Source organism: Kocuria dechangensis, from assembly GCF_014636775.1.
Classification (GTDB): Bacteria; Actinomycetota; Actinomycetes; order Actinomycetales; family Micrococcaceae; genus Kocuria; species Kocuria dechangensis.
Genome location: NZ_BMEQ01000001.1, coordinates 377,384 through 394,401, shown reverse-complemented (window position 1 = coordinate 394,401; position 17,018 = coordinate 377,384). Strand labels below are relative to the sequence as shown.

Annotated in this window: 16 protein-coding genes and 1 riboswitch; all 16 genes read right to left on the bottom strand. The window is 72.8% G+C overall.

Annotated elements, in window-relative coordinates:
- Nucleotides 1–2: 2 nt before the first annotated feature.
- The 16 genes from IEW07_RS01785 to tsf all read right to left on the bottom strand — a co-directional run bounded on the left by IEW07_RS01785 (nt 3) and on the right by tsf (nt 16,928).
- The gene (locus IEW07_RS01785; RefSeq protein ID WP_188534098.1) at nt 3–1,802 is read right to left on the bottom strand and encodes a proline--tRNA ligase; all 1,800 of its coding nucleotides are present in this window, start codon (nt 1,800–1,802) and stop codon (nt 3–5) included.
- A gap of 190 nt (nt 1,803–1,992) precedes the next feature.
- Entirely contained in the window at nt 1,993–2,847 is an 855-nt protein-coding gene (locus IEW07_RS01780; RefSeq protein ID WP_229741486.1) for a GNAT family N-acetyltransferase, read from the bottom strand.
- Nucleotides 2,848–2,883: 36 nt separating this feature from the next.
- The gene (gene ispG, locus IEW07_RS01775) at nt 2,884–4,062 is read right to left on the bottom strand and encodes a flavodoxin-dependent (E)-4-hydroxy-3-methylbut-2-enyl-diphosphate synthase (protein ID WP_188534097.1); all 1,179 of its coding nucleotides are present in this window, start codon (nt 4,060–4,062) and stop codon (nt 2,884–2,886) included.
- Between the two features lie 182 nt (nt 4,063–4,244).
- Nucleotides 4,245–5,579 (bottom strand): M50 family metallopeptidase, encoded by a 1,335-nt coding sequence (locus IEW07_RS01770; protein ID WP_188534096.1) that lies wholly within the window; start codon nt 5,577–5,579, stop codon nt 4,245–4,247.
- Between the two features lie 273 nt (nt 5,580–5,852).
- Nucleotides 5,853–6,452: a methionine ABC transporter permease gene (locus tag IEW07_RS01765; protein ID WP_229741501.1), complete on the bottom strand. Its 600-nt coding sequence runs from the start codon at nt 6,450–6,452 to the stop codon at nt 5,853–5,855.
- A 56-nt stretch (nt 6,453–6,508) separates the two neighbouring features.
- Nucleotides 6,509–7,588: a methionine ABC transporter ATP-binding protein gene (locus IEW07_RS01760; RefSeq protein ID WP_229741485.1), complete on the bottom strand. Its 1,080-nt coding sequence runs from the start codon at nt 7,586–7,588 to the stop codon at nt 6,509–6,511.
- Nucleotides 7,585–8,457 carry a MetQ/NlpA family ABC transporter substrate-binding protein gene (locus tag IEW07_RS01755; RefSeq protein WP_188534094.1) on the bottom strand — a complete coding sequence of 291 codons (873 nt, stop codon included), beginning with the start codon at nt 8,455–8,457 and terminating at the stop codon, nt 7,585–7,587. The genes IEW07_RS01760 and IEW07_RS01755 overlap by 4 nt, the downstream gene beginning before the upstream one ends.
- A gap of 108 nt (nt 8,458–8,565) precedes the next feature.
- A riboswitch (SAM riboswitch) is annotated at nt 8,566–8,684 on the bottom strand.
- Nucleotides 8,685–8,721: 37 nt separating this feature from the next.
- Nucleotides 8,722–9,996 carry a 1-deoxy-D-xylulose-5-phosphate reductoisomerase gene (gene dxr, locus IEW07_RS01750; RefSeq protein ID WP_188534093.1) on the bottom strand — a complete coding sequence of 425 codons (1,275 nt, stop codon included), beginning with the start codon at nt 9,994–9,996 and terminating at the stop codon, nt 8,722–8,724.
- Nucleotides 9,997–10,130: 134 nt separating this feature from the next.
- Entirely contained in the window at nt 10,131–10,400 is a 270-nt protein-coding gene (locus tag IEW07_RS01745; RefSeq protein ID WP_188534092.1) for a GlsB/YeaQ/YmgE family stress response membrane protein, read from the bottom strand.
- 231 nt (nt 10,401–10,631) lie between these two features.
- A complete protein-coding gene (locus tag IEW07_RS01740) occupies nt 10,632–12,263 on the bottom strand; it encodes a monocarboxylic acid transporter (protein WP_188534091.1) in 1,632 nt (543 codons plus the stop codon).
- 3 nt (nt 12,264–12,266) lie between these two features.
- Nucleotides 12,267–12,647 carry a DUF485 domain-containing protein gene (locus tag IEW07_RS01735; protein WP_188534090.1) on the bottom strand — a complete coding sequence of 127 codons (381 nt, stop codon included), beginning with the start codon at nt 12,645–12,647 and terminating at the stop codon, nt 12,267–12,269.
- Between the two features lie 164 nt (nt 12,648–12,811).
- Entirely contained in the window at nt 12,812–13,396 is a 585-nt protein-coding gene (locus IEW07_RS01730; protein ID WP_188534089.1) for a DivIVA domain-containing protein, read from the bottom strand.
- Nucleotides 13,397–13,415: 19 nt separating this feature from the next.
- Nucleotides 13,416–14,372 carry a phosphatidate cytidylyltransferase gene (locus tag IEW07_RS01725; RefSeq protein WP_188534088.1) on the bottom strand — a complete coding sequence of 319 codons (957 nt, stop codon included), beginning with the start codon at nt 14,370–14,372 and terminating at the stop codon, nt 13,416–13,418.
- Entirely contained in the window at nt 14,372–14,929 is a 558-nt protein-coding gene (frr, locus tag IEW07_RS01720; RefSeq protein WP_188534087.1) for a ribosome recycling factor, read from the bottom strand. Before frr ends, IEW07_RS01725 begins: the two co-directional genes overlap by 1 nt.
- Nucleotides 14,930–15,046: 117 nt before the next feature.
- Nucleotides 15,047–15,775 carry a UMP kinase gene (gene pyrH, locus IEW07_RS01715; protein ID WP_188534195.1) on the bottom strand — a complete coding sequence of 243 codons (729 nt, stop codon included), beginning with the start codon at nt 15,773–15,775 and terminating at the stop codon, nt 15,047–15,049.
- Between the two features lie 322 nt (nt 15,776–16,097).
- Nucleotides 16,098–16,928 (bottom strand): translation elongation factor Ts, encoded by an 831-nt coding sequence (tsf, locus tag IEW07_RS01710; RefSeq protein ID WP_188534086.1) that lies wholly within the window; start codon nt 16,926–16,928, stop codon nt 16,098–16,100.
- Nucleotides 16,929–17,018: the final 90 nt, after the last annotated feature.

Genomic DNA, 17,018 nt, shown 5'->3' with positions numbered 1-17,018 from the left:
GCTCAGCCGCGGACGGCGGCGGCGACCACGGCGGCGACGCCGTCCCTGGCCACGTCCTGGGCCTCGCCGCTGGCGCGGTCCTTGAGCTCGAGGACGCCGTCCTTGAGCCCGCGGCCCACCACCAGGACGGTGGGCACGCCGAGCAGCTCGGCGTCGCCGAACTTCACGCCCGGGGAGACCTTGGGGCGGTCGTCGAAGAGCACCTCGAGGCCCTCGGCCTCGAGCTCGGCGACGATCTTCTCCGCCTCCTCGAGCACCTCCGTGCCCTTGCCCGTGGCGACGACGTGGACGTCGGCCGGGGCGACCTGGCGCGGCCAGAGCAGGCCCTTGTCGTCGTGGTAGGCCTCGGCGAGGGCCGCCACGGCGCGGGTGACGCCCACGCCGTAGGAGCCCATGGTCACGGTGACGAGCTTGCCGTTCTGGTCCAGGACCTTCAGCCCCAGCGCCTCGGCGTACTTGCGGCCGAGCTGGAAGATGTGGCCCATCTCGATGCCGCGGGCCGCCTCCAGGGGGCCGGAGCCGTCCGGGGCGGGGTCGCCCGCGCGGACCTCGGCGCACTCCACCACGCCGTCCCACGTGAAGTCGCGCCCCGCCGTGAGGTCGTAGACGTGCTTGCCGTGGACGTTGGCGCCGGTGATCCAGCGGCTGCCCACCACCACGCGCGGGTCCACGAAGAACGGGATGCCGGTGCTCGACTTCGCCCCGAGCACCGCCTGGTCCGGGGCGAGGCCGGGGCCGATGTAGCCCTTGACGAGCAGGGGGACGGCCCGGAGGTCCTCGTCGGTGGCCTGCTCCACGAGCACCTCGCCGGCGACCTCGAGTAGGGGGCCGATCCCGGCCTCGATGCGCTTGAGGTCCACGGCGCGGTCCCCGGGCAGGCCCACGGCCACGAGCCGGCGCCCGCCGTCGGGCAGGATCACGGCGAGGACCACGTTCTTGAGGGTGTCGGCGGCCGCCCACGGGCCCTCCTCGCGCGGGTGGAGCTCGTTGGAGCGGTCGACGAGGGTCTCGATCGTGGGGCTGTCCGGGGTGTCCAGGACGCGGGCCGCCGGGGCGTCCGCGGGGTCCAGCGCCGGCGGGACCACCGTGGTCACGGCCTCGACGTTGGCGGCGTAGCCGCCGGGCGAGCGCACGAACGTGTCCTCGCCGATCTCAGTGGGGTGCAGGAACTCCTCCGAGCGGGACCCGCCCATGGCCCCGGACTGGGCGGAGACGGCGACGACGGGCAGCCCGAGGCGCTCGAAGATCCGGACGTAGGCGCCGCGGTGGGCGTTGTAGGAGCGCTCGAGGCCGGCGTCGTCGACGTCGAAGGAGTAGGAGTCCTTCATGACGAACTCGCGGCCGCGGATCAGGCCGGCCCGCGGGCGGGCCTCGTCGCGGTACTTGTTCTGGATCTGGTACAGGGTGACGGGGAGGTCCTTGTAGGACGAGTAGAGGTCCTTGACGAGGAGCGTGAACATCTCCTCGTGGGTGGGGGCCAGGAGGTAGTCCGCCTCCTTGCGGTCCTTGAGCCGGAAGAGGTTCTCGCCGTACTCGCTCCAGCGGTTGGTGACCTCGTAGGGCTCGCGCGGCAGCAGGGCGGGGAAGTGCACCTCCTGCGCGCCGATGGCGTCCATCTCCTCGCGCACGATGCGCTCGACCTTGCCGAGCACCCGCAGCCCCATGGGCAGCCAGGTGTAGATCCCGGGGGCCGCCCGGCGGATGTAGCCGGCGCGGACCAGCAGCTTGTGGCTGTCCACCTCGGCGTCGACCGGGTCCTCTCGGAGGGTGCGCAGGAACAGGGAGGAGAGGCGCAGCGCCACGTGGGCTCCGTTTCTCCCGGGGAGCGCGGCGTGGTGGTGCCGGGCCCGGGGCGTCGAGGGGGTGGGCGGCGCCGACGGCACCGCGGATTCCGGTCAAATCTACACCCCCGCCACCGCGCGCCGCGCCGCGCCGGGGACCGGCCCTGCGAGCGGCACCCGGGCCGCTCCCCGGGCCGCTCCCCACGGGGCCTCAGAGCAGGACGGTGGCGAACGTGCCGACGCGCTCGAAGCCCACCCGGCGGTAGGTGGCCAGGGCCGGGGCGTTGTAGTCGTTGACGTAGAGGCTCACCACCGGGGTGCGGCGGCGGGCCAGGCGCACGGCGGCGGCCATGCATGGCACGGCGAGGCCCCGTCCCCGGTGGGCGGGGTCGATCCACACGCCCTGCACCTGCGCCACCCCGCGGGCGACGGAGCCGAGGTCGGCCTTGAACACGACGCGGCCGCGGCCGTCGGTGAGCACGAGGCAGCTCCCCGACTCCACGAGCGCCGCGACCCGGTCGCGGTAGCTGCGGTCCCCGCCCGAGTACGGGGAGTAGCCGACCTCCTCCTCGAACATCGCGGCGCTGGCCGGCAGGACGGCGGGGACGTCGGCGGCCGTCGCGACCCGGACGCCGGGGTGGGGCGCGGGGACGGGGTCGTGGTCGATGGCGAGCAGCGGCTGGACGGGCCGGACGTCGAAGGGTCTCGGCCAGGACCGCTCCAGGCGGGACCACAGGCCCAGGACGAGGTCCGCGGGCCCGAAGACGGACGCGTGCCGGGACCCGCCGCGGCGCAGGTGGTCGGCGACGAGGTCGAGGCCCTCCTCGTCGAGCGCCACGGGCACGACGTTGGTGCCGACCCAGCAGGCGCCCGCCAGGCCGCCGTCGGGGCCCGCCGTGCCGACGACGGGCGGCACCCGCGAGCCGGTCCCGGCCCGGTGGGCGTCGACGTGGGCGGCCACGAAGGCGTGGGCCACGGGGTCGGCCGCCAGCAGCCGGTCCAGCCCGGCGGGGTCCACCTCGCCCGCCGGCACCAGCCGCTGCGCCGTCCTCCCGCGCGTCCTCACGCCTCCGTCACCGTCCCTCCGCAGCGTCCGCTCCGGTCAGCCGACCGACACGACCGGGCTGCCGGCGGCGGCTCCGCCGTCCTCCCCGGCGGCCAGCTCGTCGGCCATCTCGTCGGCCATGCGGTTGGCCTCCGCGAGCAGGGTCTCCACGATCTGGTCCTCCGGGACCGTCCTGACGACCTCGCCGCGGACGAAGATCTGGCCCTTGCCGTTGCCGGAGGCGACGCCGAGGTCCGCCTCGCGGGCCTCGCCGGGGCCGTTGACGACGCAGCCCATGACGGCGACGCGCAGCGGCACAGTGAGGCCCTCGAGCCCGGCGGTGACCTCGTCGGCCAGCTTGTAGACGTCGACCTGGGCGCGGCCGCACGAGGGGCAGGAGACGATCTCGAGCTTGCGCGGGCGCAGCCCGAGGGACTGCAGGATCTGGTTGCCGACCTTGACCTCCTCGACGGGCGGGGCCGAGAGGGAGACCCGGATGGTGTCGCCGATCCCCTGGGACAGGAGGGCGCCGAAGGCGGTGGCGGACTTGATCGTGCCCTGGAACGCCGGGCCGGCCTCGGTCACGCCGAGGTGCAGGGGCCAGTCGCCGCGCTCGGCGAGCAGCTGGTAGGCCCGGACCATGGTGACCGGATCGTTGTGCTTGACGGAGATCTTGAAGTCGTGGAAGTCGTGCTCCTCGAACAGGGACGCCTCCCACACGGCGGACTCGACGAGGGCCTCGGGGGTGGCCCGGCCGTACTTGTCCATGATCCGCTTGTCGAGGGAGCCCGCGTTGACGCCGATCCGGATGGAGACCCCGGCGTCCTTGGCGGCCTGGGAGATCTCCTTGACTTGGTCGTCGAACTGCCGGATGTTGCCCGGGTTCACGCGCACGGCCGCGCACCCGGCGTCGATGGCGGCGTAGACGTACTTCGGCTGGAAGTGGATGTCGGCGATCACCGGGATCGGGGACTTCATGGCGATGATCGGCAGCGCGTCGGCGTCGTCCTGGGAGGGGCACGCCACCCGGACGATGTCGCAGCCGGCGGCGTTGAGCTCCGCGATCTGCTGCAGGGTGGCGTTGATGTCGGTCGTGGGAGTGGTCGTCATGGACTGCACGCTCACCGGCGACTCCGAGCCGACCCCCACGGACCCGACCCGGATCTGCCGGGTCTTCCGGCGCGGGGACAGGACGGGCTGGGGCGCGGCGGGCATGCCGAGGCTGACCGGGGTCAAAGGGTTCCTCCGAAGGATCGAGAGCAGTTGCGTCGGGACCCGTGGGCGGGTCCGTCGTCGGATTCCATTGTGCCCCATGCCCCCGGGACGCACCCCGACCGCGGGCGTGATTCCCCCGACGCCGGACGGGCCGGGCGGGGCCGCGACAGCGGCTCCGGCCGGCACGGCCCGCGCGGGCCGGCTCAGAAGAGCTGGACCGGCTTCACGATGTCCGCGTAGATCAGCAGCACGGACATCCCCAGCATCAGGGCGGCGACCGCGTAGGTGAGGGGCAGCAGCCGGGCGGGGTCGAAGGGGCCCGGGTCGGCGCGGCGCAGCAGGCGCGCGGTCCCGCGGCGCAGGGCCTCCCACAGGGCCCCGGCCACGTGCCCGCCGTCCAGGGGCAGCAGCGGGAGGAGGTTGAACACGAACAGGGCGAGGTTGACCGAGCCCACGAGGCCCACGAGGGAGGCGGCCTTGTCCCGGACCGCGATCTCCTCGTGGGCGGCGATCTCCCCGGAGATCCGGCCGATGCCGACGACGGAGATCGGCCCGTTCGGGTCCCGCGGGGCGTCCGAGAACGCGGCCTCGGCCACGTCGTAGACCCGCTGCGGCAGGTGCAGGACCACCCCGGCGATCTGCCGCAGCCCGTCCAGGACCGCCCCCGGGACGGCCGTGAGCGGCTGCTGCCGGAGCTCGACGGTGGGGCTGATCCCGACGAACCCCACGTCCTCGTAGAGCGGCTCCCCGTCCTCCCCGGTCGCGGCGGCGCCGGTGCCGTCCAAGGCGGGCCGCGAGGACAGGATGGGCGTGATCGTGGCGCGCACGCTCCCCCCGTCGCGCTCGACGACGACGGGGGTGGGCTCCCCCGCCCGCTCCCGGATCCGGGTGGTCAGCTCGTCCCAGGAGGCGACCGGGGCGCCGTCGAACGCCGTGACGACGTCCCCGGGGCGCAGCCCGGCGGCGTTGGCAGGGGCCTGCGGGTCCTCGGGCCCGCACGTCGTCTGCCCGGCGGCCTGCCGCTCGGCGGGCACGACGCACTCGGAGACCGACGCGACCGTGGTGGTGGGCGTCGCGGTGCCGAAGCCGGTGAGCAGCATGGCGATGCACAGGACGCCCAGCAGCAGGTTCATCGCCGGCCCGCCGAGCATGATCACGATCCGCTTCCACACGGGCAGGCGGTAGAACACCCGGTCCTCGTCGCCGGGCCGGAGCTGGTCGGCGGCGGCCCCGCGGGCGTCGGCCGTGAGCTGCTGGAACATCCCCGTGCTCGAGGCACGGGCGGCGGCCCCCTCCCCCGGCGGCGGGTACATCCCCACCATGGAGATGTACCCGCCCAGGGGCACCGCCTTGAGCCCGTACTCGGTCTCCCCGCGGCGGCGGGAGAAGACCGTGCGCCCGAAGCCGATCATGTACTGGGTGACGCGCACGCCGAAGAGCTTGGCCGGCACCAGGTGGCCGATCTCGTGGAGGGCGATGGACGCCACGATCGCGACGGCGGCCAGCAGCACGCCCACGAGGAACAGCACGACGCCCATCCGTCGGACCTCCGGGTTTCGTCGGTGGTCCCCGGCGGTCGCCGGGGACGTGCGGGAGCCGTGCCAGCGGCACGGCGAGGACCAGTGTGCACCAGGATCCTGGGCGCGGCGTGTCAGCCGCGCCCGGCCCCGGGCCGGTGCCGGGCGCCCGGGGGCGCGGCGCCCGGGACGACGGCGGCCGGGACGACGGCGGCCGGGACGACGGCGGCCGGGACGACGGCGGCCGGCCGCCTCCCGTGGGAGGCGGCCGGCCGTCGTGGGGCGCGGGGACCGTCAGCGGCGCAGGATGCGGCGCGCCAGCCGGTTGCCCACCAGCTGCACGAGCTGGACGAGCACCACGATCACGGCGACGGCCGCCCACGTGACCTCGTCGTTGAACCGCTGGTAGCCCAGGCGCAGGGCGAAGTCGCCCAGGCCGCCGGCGCCGATCGCCCCCGCCATCGCGGACATGTCCGTGATGCCGATGACGAGGAACGTGTAGCCGAGCACCAGGGGGCCCAGGGCCTCGGGCAGGATCACCGTGGTGATGATCCTCCCGCGCGAGACGCCCATCGAGCGGGCCGCCTCGACGACGCCGGGGTCCACGCTCATCAGGTTCTGCTCCACGATGCGGGCCACCGCGAACATCGCCCCGATGGTCATGGCGAAGATCGCCGCGTTGGGGCCCAGGCGGGTCCCGACGACGTCCTCGGTGACCGGACCGAGCGCGGCCAGCAGGATGATGAACGGGATCGGGCGCACGAAGTTCACCACGAGGTTCAGCGCCTCGTGGACCGGGCGGTGCTCGAGGATGTTGCCCCGCCGGGTGACGTAGAGCCCCACCCCGACGAGCAGCCCGAGCAGGCCGGCCAGGACGAGGGTGACGGACACCATGTAGAGGGTCTCACCGAGCGCGGAGAGCAGCTCGGGGCCCAGGACGGTCCAGTCGTTCACGCGGCCACCTCCCTGAGGGTCGTGATGCGGGAGAGCTCGTCGACCACGTCCTGCACGGCCGCGTCCTCGCCCGTCAGCTCGAAGGTCAGGGACCCGAAGGACTGCTCCTGGAGCACGCTGATCCCGCCGTAGGCGATGGTGAAGCGGACGCCGCGGGAGGCGCCGTCGGAGAGGACCCCGCCGATGTCCACGCCGTCCCCGACGTCGACGATCACCAGGCGCCCGCGGTGGGCGCGGCGCAGCCGTTCGACCTCGCGGGCGTCGGGCACCGAGTGCAGGACGGAGGAGACGAACCGGCGCGCGGTCTCGGTGCGGGGGCGGGCGAAGATGTCGACGGTGGACCCGTGCTCCACGACCTTCCCGTTCTGCATGACGGCCACGCGGTCGGCGATCGCGCGCACGACGTCCATCTCGTGGGTGATGAGCACGATCGTGATGCCCAGCTCCCGGTTCACCCGCTGCAGCACCTGCAGCACCTCCTGGGTGGTCTCGGGGTCCAGGGCGGAGGTCGACTCGTCGGCCAGCAGGAGCTTGGGGCTGGTCGCCAGGGCCCGGGCGATGCCCACGCGCTGCTTCTGCCCGCCCGAGAGCTGCTCCGGGTAGTTGCCCGCCCGCTCGGACAGGCCCACGAACTCGAGCAGCTCGGCGACGCGCGCCCTGCGCTTGTCCTTGGGCCAGCCCGCCCGCTTGAGCGGGTACTCGACGTTGCCGGCGACGGTCCGGGAGGTGAAGAGGTTGAACTGCTGGAAGATCATCCCGATGTGCTGCCGGACGGGCGCGAGCTCGGTCTCGCGGCGCCCGGCGACCTCGAAGCCCCCCACGGTCAGGGAGCCGGAGGTCACCGGCTCGAGGCCGTTGATCAGGCGCACGAGCGTGGACTTGCCGGCGCCGGAGTAGCCGATCACGCCGAAGATCTCGCCGCGCCGGATCTCCAGGGAGACGCCGTCCACCGCGACCACCTCGCGCCGGGCCTTCGCGGGCCCGGTCACGAAGGTCTTGCTGACGTCCTCGAAGCGGACGACGACGTCGCCGTCGTCGCGGAACAGGCCGCGGTCCGGCTCGGAGGCCGCGGTCACTTCTGGAGGTCCTCGGCGTACTGGTCGACGACCTGGATCAGCTCGTCCTGCGGGATGTCGAGGGACACGGCGGTGTCCTTCGTCTCCGCCTGCTCGGCGGCCAGCACGGCGTCCGTGTGGAACAGGTCCGCCACCTGGTGGAGGGTCTCGTCGTCCTTGTTGGCCCCGGTGGCCGCGAAGAAGTTCACGTAGGGCAGGGCGTTCTCGGTGTCCTCGCCGTCGGAGTACAGGGCCGTGTTGGGGTCGATGTCGGCGCGGGACAGGAAGGTGTTGTTGACCACGGCGCCGGCGGTGGAGCTCAGGGACAGGACGGTCTGCTCCGCCGAGACGGGGGTGACCCTGACCTTCGAGGCCTCCGTGTCGACGTCCAGCTCGGACGGCGCCGTGGTGTCCGAGGTGAACTGGACGAGACCGGCGGACTCGAGCAGCAGCAGGGCGCGGGCCAGGTTGATCGCGTCGTTGGGGACGGCGATCTCGTCGCCCTCCTTGATCTGGTCGAGGGACTCGTAGCGCTCCGAGTAGAGGCCCAGCGGGTAGATCGAGGTGGACCCGATCGGGACGATGTCCTCGCCCGAGTTGTTCCGGTAGTCGGCGAGGAACGCGCCGTGCTGGAACCAGTTCATGTCCAGGTCGCCGCTGGTGAGGGCCGCGTTGGGCTGGTTGTAGTCGGTGAACTCGACGAGCTCGACCTCGATCCCGGCCGCTTCCGCCTCCTTCAGGAACGCCTCGTGCACCTGGGTGCTGCCGTCGGTGCCGATCTTGATGACGCCGTCGTCGTAGGGCGCGGCGGCCTGGTCGCCGCCGCAGGCGGTGAGGGTCAGGCCGAGGGTGGTGGCCAGGGCGAGGAGGGTGAGGCGCTGCGATCGCATGTCGTGCCTTTCCGTGGGTCCGGGGTGTCGGGTGGCGGCGCCATGGCCCGCGGCGCCGGCGGTGTCCACGGTGACGGGCGTCGACGCGCTGGAGAGCGCGGAGCGGTCGTACCGTACTTGCCGCCGACTGCGTCGTCGAGCCGTGGCCGGATGGTCACCTGGGGCACCCCACTACGGGAGAGGGTTGCCGCCCAGCCAGCCAGAGCTTGACGCTGGGACTCGTCATCCGCCGGACAGACTAGCACGCGGCCGCGGTGGGGCGGGTCAGCGGGCGAGGACCTCCTGGGCCCGGCGGCGGGCCCAGCGCTCGGCCTCGAGGACGGCGTCCAGGTCGAGCGGGCCGGCGCCGTCGTGCTCGCCCAGCACCGTGGCGACGGTGTCCACGATCGCCGGGAAGCGGATCCGGCCGTCGTGGAAGGCGTGCACCGCCTCCTCGTTGGCGGCGTTGAACACCGCGGGGAAGGTGCCCCCGCGCTCCCCCGCGGCCTTGATCAGGTCCACGGCGGGGAAGGCCTGGGGGTCGAGGGGCTCGAAGGTCCACTCGGCCGCGCGCGTCCAGTCGCAGGGGGCGGCGGCGCCGGGCACCCGGTGCGGCCAGGCCAGGCCCAGGGCGATGGGCAGGCGCATGTCCGGCGGGGAGGCCTGGGCGAGGGTGGAGCCGTCCACGAACTGGACCATCGAGTGCACCACCGACTGCGGGTGGACCACCACGTCGATGCGCTCGAGCGGGACGTCGAAGAGCAGGTGGGCCTCCAGCACCTCGAGGGCCTTGTTGACCATGGTCGCGGAGTTGGTGGTGACCATCGGGCCCATGTCCCACGTGGGGTGGCGCAGGGCCTCGGCGGGGGTCACGGCCTCGAGCTGCGCCCTGGTCCGCCCGCGGAACGGCCCGCCCGAGGCGGTGAGCACGAGCCGGTCGACCTCCGCCGCGGAGCCCCCGCGCAGGGCCTGCGCCAGCGCCGAGTGCTCGGAGTCCACCGGGATCAGCGCGTCCGGGTCGCCCGTGGCGGCGGCGGCCTCCTTCACCAGGGCCCCGCCGGCGATCAGTGACTCCTTGTTGGCCAGCGCGAGCTTGTGCCCGGCCCGCAGCGCCGCGAGCGTGGGCGCCAGCCCGATCGACCCGGTGATCCCGTTGAGCACGAGGTCGGCGTCCGGGTGCGCGGCGGCGGCCGTGGCGGCGCCGGGGCCGTGGACCACCTCGGGCCGGTAGCCGGCCACCCCCGCCGCGGCAGAGCGGTCGGCGATCAGACGGGCCAGCCGGGCGGCGTCGCCGTCGTCCCCGCTGGTGGCGACCACCGCCGCGCGGGTCTCGACGGCCTGCTCGGCCAGCAGCTCGAGGTTCCGGCGCCCCGCGGCGAGGGCCACGACCCGGAACGGCCCGGTGCCGTCGAGGGCCCGGGCGGCCCGCACGACGTCGAGGGCCTGGGTGCCGATGGAGCCCGTCGAGCCCAGGACCACGACCCGCCGCGGGCCCGCGGCGGCGAGCGCGCGCAGCTCGGGGGTGGGGCGGGTGCGGGGCGGGGCGGCGGGGGAGGTCATGGCCCCAGTATCCCCCACGGTTCCGTCCTCCCCCGGGCGCCCCGGCACGGGCCCGGGACTGGCCCGGGGACGGCGACGAGGCCCCGTCCACCGTTGCCGGTGGGCGGGGCCTCGGAGCGCGTCGGGGCAGGGGGTCAGTGCGTGCGGCCCCGGCGGCCGCTGACCGCGCCCCAGATGAAGAGGACGACGAGGGCTCCGACGACGGCGGTGATGATGGTACCGATGTCGAACGCCGACTCCAGGTCGCCGATGCCGATCAGCGAGCCGAGGAAGCCACCGACCAGGGCGCCGACGATGCCGAGGACGATGGTCACGATGATCCCGCCGCTCTGGTTGCCGGGCATGATGAGCTTGGCGAGAGCACCTGCGATGAGGCCGAGGATGATCCAGCTGATGATTCCCATGACTACTCCTATTCCATCCCGGAGGGACTGTCATTGTAGGCAACCGGCGAGTTTCCCAGGAATACCCTGGGACCGGCTTCTTCTTCAGCGTACCTGATCGTCAGCCCCCTGTCCTTTCGAGACGGTGAACAGCTGTCCCCTCTTCCGGACACGGACCGGCCCGCCGGAGGCTGTGCCTGCCGGCGGGCCGGGTGTCGCCCCTGGTGGGAGCGGGGTGCGAGCGGGGTGGGGTCAGTGGCTGATCGCCTTCTCCGCCCCGACACCTGTGAGGGAGCGCACCTCCATCTCGGACTGCTTGATCGGGTCCTCCAGGCGGCGCTCCGTCATGGAGCCGATGAAACCGAGGAGGAAGGACGCCGGGATCGAGACGATGCCCGGGTTCTGCAGCGGGAACCACGCGAAGTCGGCCCCCGGGATCATCGAGGTCTCCGTCCCGGACATCACCGGGGAGAAGATGATGAGGCCCACGGAGATGAACAGGCCGCCGTACATCGACCACACCGCGCCGCGGGTGGTGAAGCGCTTCCAGTACAGCGAGTAGAGGATGGTCGGCAGGTTCGCGGAGGCCGCCACGGCGAAGGCGAGCGCCACGAGGAACGCGACGTTCTGGCCCTGAGCCCCGATGCCGCCCGCGATGGAGACCAGGCCGATGATCACCACGGTGATCTTGGCGACCTTGAGCTCCTGGCGCGGGTCCGAGTCGCCCTTCTTGATGACGCTCGTGTAGATGTCGTGGGCGAAGGAGGCCGACGCGGTGATCGCGAGGCCGGCGACCACGGCGAGGATCGTGGCGAACGCCACGGCCGCGATGACGCCCATCAGCAGCGACCCGCCCAGCTCGAAGGCCAGCAGCGGCGCCGCGGAGTTCACGCCGCCGGGCGCGGCCGCGATCCGCTCCGCGCCGATCATGGCGGCGGCGCCGAAGCCGAGGACGAGGGTGAAGAGGTAGAACAGGCCGATCAGGGCGATCGCCCAGACCACGGACTTGCGGGCCTCCTTGGCGGTGGGCACCGTGTAGAAGCGCATCAGCACGTGGGGCAGGCCGGCGGCGCCGAAGACCAGGGCCAGGCCCAGCGAGATGAAGTCGAGCTTGCTGGTCTCGCTCACGCCGTACTTCAGGCCGGGCTCGAGCATGGCGGGGTTGCCGGAGGTGGCGACCGCGTCGCCGAGCAGCGAGGACAGGTTGAAGCCGTAGAGCGCCATGATCCACACGGTCATCACCGCGACGCCCGAGACGAGCAGCACGGCCTTGATGATCTGCACGTACGTGGTGCCCTTCATGCCGCCCACGAGGACGTAGACGATCATCAGCACGCCGACGACGACGATGACGAGCGACTGGCCGGCCTTGGAGCTGATGCCGAGGAGCAGGGACACGAGCGCGCCGGCTCCGGCCATCTGGGCCAGGAGGTAGAACGCGGACACGGCGAGCGTCGAGATGGACGCCGCCACGCGCACGGGGCGCTGGCGGAGGCGGAAGGACAGGACGTCCGCCATGGTGAACTTGCCCGTGTTGCGCAGCAGCTCGGCGATGAGCAGCAGCGCCACGAGCCAGGCGACCAGGAAGCCGATGGAGTAGAGGAACCCGTCGTAGCCCTGGACGGCGATCGCGCCGACGATGCCCAGGAAGGAGGCCGCCGAGAGGTAGTCGCCGGCGATGGCGAGGCCGTTCTGGGTGCCGCTGAAGCCGCGGCCGCCCGCGTAGTAGTCGGCGGCGGTGCTGGTGGACTTGGAGGCGCGGAGGACGATCACCATGGTGACGACGACGAACGCGCCGAAGATGGAGATGTTGATCCAGGGCGTGCCGACGGTCTCGGTGGCCTGGGCCGCCATGGGTGCGAGCGCGGTGAGCTGGTGGTGCATCGGTCAGTTCTCCTGTCCGTGGGTGCCGCCGGTGGCCGGCGAGCTGGACTCGAGGCGCTCCCGGATGGCCGAGGCCTTGGGATCGAGCTTGCGGTTGGCGAAGGACACGTACGCGCCCGTGATCGCGAAGGTCGTCACGAACTGGAGCAGTCCCAGCAGGACGCCCAGGTTGACGTTGCCGAAGACCCGGACGGCGAAGAGCTGCGGGACGTACATGGCGAGCACCACGTACAGCAGGTACCAGACCAGGAAGGCGACGGCGAGCGGGAACACGAAGCCCCGGTGGGTCTTCCGCAGCTCCTGGAACTCGGGTGACCGCTGAGCGGCCTGGAAATCGACACCGGCGGTGGGATCCGCGGCACCGACGTGTGGCTGGTGGGACATGGGTTTCCTCCTCATGTGATGTGCACCACACTAGGCCGTTGTATGCACAGCGGCAAGAAGAATCACCGAGAATTCCCAGATCTACCTCGGATTGTGACTTAGGGGCCCGTTTCTGGACGCGCGCGCATCCAGCCTGTATACACAGCGCCGGTCGGACGCCCCGATCACTCCAGGGCGAGGAGGAGCTGGACGACGCGGTCCAGGAAGGCGTCCACCTGCTGCTCCTCGTAGCAGCGCTCCCCCCGCGCGGCGGGGAAGACCGCTCGCCGCACGGCCTGCGCCCCGACTTCGCCCGAGCCCTCGAGGCGGGCGGCGACGCGCTCGCAGAGGACGTCGACGTGGGCGGCGGAGTAGCCCGTCGCACGGGACCGGGACGGGCGGCGGAAGCGCCGGGTCCGGGGCCGCTCGAGCCGGCCGCGCACGGCCGCGGCCAGCTCCTCGAGGTGGCGCTGCCAGGCCTCGGCCCCGTGGGCGGCCAGGAACCGCTCGCGCTCCGCCGCTGCCAGCGCGTCCTCCGCGGCGTCGAGGGCCTCGTCGACCGCCCGCGGCCGGTAGCCGCCCCGGGCGCGGTCGAAGGCGGCGGCGCGCACCTGCGCGCCGGTCACGGGCTGCTCGCGGGCGCCCCGCAGGGTCGCCGCCACGGCGTCCAGGAGCTGCTCGACCGGAACGGGGTCGTAGCCCCACTCGTGCTCGGCGCACCGGGGGAAGCGGTCCGCGGGCGACGGCGCGCCGGAGGGGCGGGGGCACATGCTGGCGCTGTCCCCGCCCTCAGGCGCCCGCGGCGAAGAGCTCGAACAGCAGGTATCCGGCGGGCACCGCGAAGAGGATGGAGTCGATGCGGTCCATGACGCCGCCGTGCCCGGGCAGCAGCGTGCCCATGTCCTTGATCCCGAGCTCCCGCTTGACCATGGACTCGGAGAAGTCCCCGAGGGTGGCCGCGAGGACCAGGGCGACGGCGAGGAGCGCGCCCTCCCACCACGCGTGGTCCAGCAGGAGCACGGCGCAGAGGACGCCGATCAGCACGGACCCCCCGAGGGAGCCGGCGAAGCCCTCCCAGGACTTCTTCGGGCTGATCCGCGGCGCCATGGGGTGCCGGCCCCAGACCACGCCCACGGCGTAGCCGCACGTGTCGGAGCCCACGGCGAGCAGGATGACGGTGAGCACCTTCAGGGGCCCTGCGTCCGTGTGGTAGAGCAGCAGGGCGATGCTCATCATGAAGCTCACCCACACGAGGGCGAAGACGGAGCCCATGATCGAGAGGATCATCCCCTCGCGGGCGCCGAGCGCCCGCCAGACGATGACGAGGGTCAGGCCCACGACCGCCGCCATCATGAGAGCCTCTCCCCCTCCGGCGAAGGCCGCCAGGGGCATGAGCAGCCCCGCCGCGACGGCGGGGGTGCGCGGGATGACGATCCCGCGGTAGCGCAGTGACCGGCCCACCTCCCACACGCCGATCCCGGCGGCCGCGCCGGCGAGCAGGGCCAGCACGACGGGCACCGCGAACAGGCCCACGAGCAGGGTGCCGATCAGGACCACCGCGACGCCCACGGCGGCCGGGAGGTTCCGCCCGGCCCGGGAGGGCGCGGTGTGCCGCCGCTCCGGGACCGCCGGCGCCGCGGGGTCGCCCGGGTCGGCGGGGCCGGTGCGGGCACGTGGGGCGAAGGCCTCCCCGGCGGGTCCCGAGGAAGCCTTCGTCTCGTGGTGCGGTGGGCGCGGGTCGGACATCAGACCTGCAGCAGCTCCGCTTCCTTGTTCTTGAGCATCTCGTCGATCTGGTCGATGTGCTTCTTGGTCGCGCCGTCGAGGTCCTTCTCGGCGCGCTTGCCCTCGTCCTCGCCGATCTCCCCGTCCTTGACGGACTTCTCGATCAGGTCCTTGGCGTGGCGGCGGATGTTGCGCACGGACACGCGCGCCTCCTCCGCCTTGTGGCCGACGACCTTGACGTACTCCTTGCGGCGCTCCTGCGTCAGCTCGGGCATGACCACGCGGATGACGTTGCCGTCGTTGGCGGGGTTGGCCCCGATCTCCGAGTTGCGCAGCGCCTTCTCGATGTCGTTGAGGGCGGAGCGGTCGTACGGGGTGATGAGCAGGGTGCGGGCCTCGGGGTTCTGGAAGGACGCCAGCTGCTGCAGGGGGGTCGGCGTGCCGTAGTACTCCACGAGCACGCTGGAGAACAGCGAGGGGTTCGCGCGGCCCGTGCGGACGGCGGCGAAGTCCTCCTTGGCGCCCTCCACGGCCTTGGCCATCTTGGTCTTCGCTTCGGACAGGATCTCTGAGATCACGTGTGGCTCCTTCGTCGGGTCGCACGGAGTCCTCCGCGCGGGATCGGTCCGACCGGGCGCCGCGGGGCGCCCGGTCCTGCTCCGGCACAGTCTATCGCCGGGCCGGGCCGGGCCGGCTCAGGTGGTGACCAGGGTGCCGATCTGCTCGCCGAGGATCGCGCGGGTCACGTTGCCCTCGCCCTCCATGCCGAAGACGCGCATCGTGACGTTGTTGTCCCGGCACAGGCTGAAGGCCGTCTGGTCCATGACGCGGATGTCCCGGGCCAGCGCCTCGTCGTAGGTCAGCTCGGACAGCCGCACGGCGTGGGGGTCGGTGCGGGGGTCGGCGGTGTAGACGCCGTCGACACCGTTCTTGGCCATCAGCACCTCGGTGGCGTGCACCTCGAGGGCGCGCTGGGCCGCGACCGTGTCGGTGGAGAAGTAGGGCAGGCCGGCGCCGGCGCCGAAGATCACGACGCGGTCCTTCTCCATGTGCCGGATGGCGCGCCGCGGGATGTAGACCTCGGCGACCTGCTCCATCTTGATGGCGGACTGGACACGGGTGTCCACCCCGCACTGCTCAAGGAAGTCCTGCAGCGCCAGGCAGTTCATCACCGTGCCGAGCATGCCCATGTAGTCGGCGCGCGAGCGGTCCATGCCGGCCTGGGAGAGCTCGGCCCCGCGGAAGAAGTTGCCGCCGCCGACCACGATGGAGGTCTCGACCTGCCCGACGGTCGCGGCGATCTGTTCGGCGATGTTGCGCACCACGCGGGTGTCGACGCCGATGGAGCCGCCGCCGAAGACCTCCCCGGAGAGCTTGAGCAGCACGCGCCGGCGCGTGGGGGTGGCTCGGGGGTCCCGGCTCATGCGCAGGGCTTCGTCCTGGATCTCGGACGCAGAAGTGGTGGGCATGGTTCCTCCCGGCGACGACGGTGCGGCGTGACGGGCCCGCGGCCGGGCCCCCATCAGCATACAGAACCCCGGCCGGGGCCCGGTCCGCGGGGCCGGTCCGGACGGCGTCGCCGCAGGCCGCCCCGGGGGTCGTCCCGGGATCGCCCCTGGGCCGGCCGGGGGCCCGTCCGGGGGCCCGTCAGGGGGCCCGTCAGGGAACGACCGAGGGAGCCGCCCCCTGCGGTGCAGGGGACGGCTCCCTCGGTGCGTCTAACCCCGGCGCGCGGGGCCGGACGGATCAGGCGCCGACGCGGAAGCGCGCGAAGGCGGTGGCGGTGGCCCCGGCCTCCTGCAGCACCTGGGTGACGGTCTTCTTGGAGTCCTTGGCGAAGTCCTGGTCGAGCAGGACGACGTCCTTGTAGTAGCCCTTGAGGCGGCCGGTGATGATGTTCGGGATGATCTTCTCCGGCTTGCCCTCGGCGCGGGCGGTCTCCTCGGCGACGCGCTTCTCCGACTCGACGGTCTCGGCGGGCACGTCCTCCTCGGAGAGGAAGGTCGGGGACATCGCGGCGACGTGCACGGCGACGTCGTGGGCGACCTGGTCCGCGTCGGCGCCGGTCACGGCGAGGAGCACGCCGACCTGGGCCGGGAGGTCCTTGGAGGTCTTGTGGAGGTAGACGGCCACGTTCTCGCCCTCGACGCGCGCGAGGCGGCGCACGACGACCTTCTCGCCCAGCAGGGCGCCGGTCTCGGTGACGAGCTCGGAGACGGGGGTGCCGGAGGCCTGGGCGGCCATGAGCTCCTCGAGGGTGGAGGCGTCGGCGGCCACGGCGGCCTCGAGCACCTTGTTGCCGAACTCGACGAACGGGGCGGACTTGGCCACGAAGTCGGTCTCGGAGTTGACCTCGACCATGTAGCCGACGGTGCCTTCGACGCGCGCGGCCACGAGGCCCTCGGCGGTGGCGCGGCCCTCGCGCTTGGTGACGCCCTTGAGGCCTTTGACGCGGATGATCTCCTGGGCCTTCTGCAGGTCGCCGTCGGCCTCGTCCAGGGCCTTCTTGACGTCGAGCATGCCGGCGCCGGTGCGCTCCCGCAGAGCCTTGATGTCAGCGGCGGTGTAGTTCGCCATGTGAACTCCTCACGTAGTCGGTGGTGCCGGCCGGGACGGGCGTGTGCCCGCCCCGGCCGGCGTCCGGTGGGTACGGTGCCCCACCCGGGA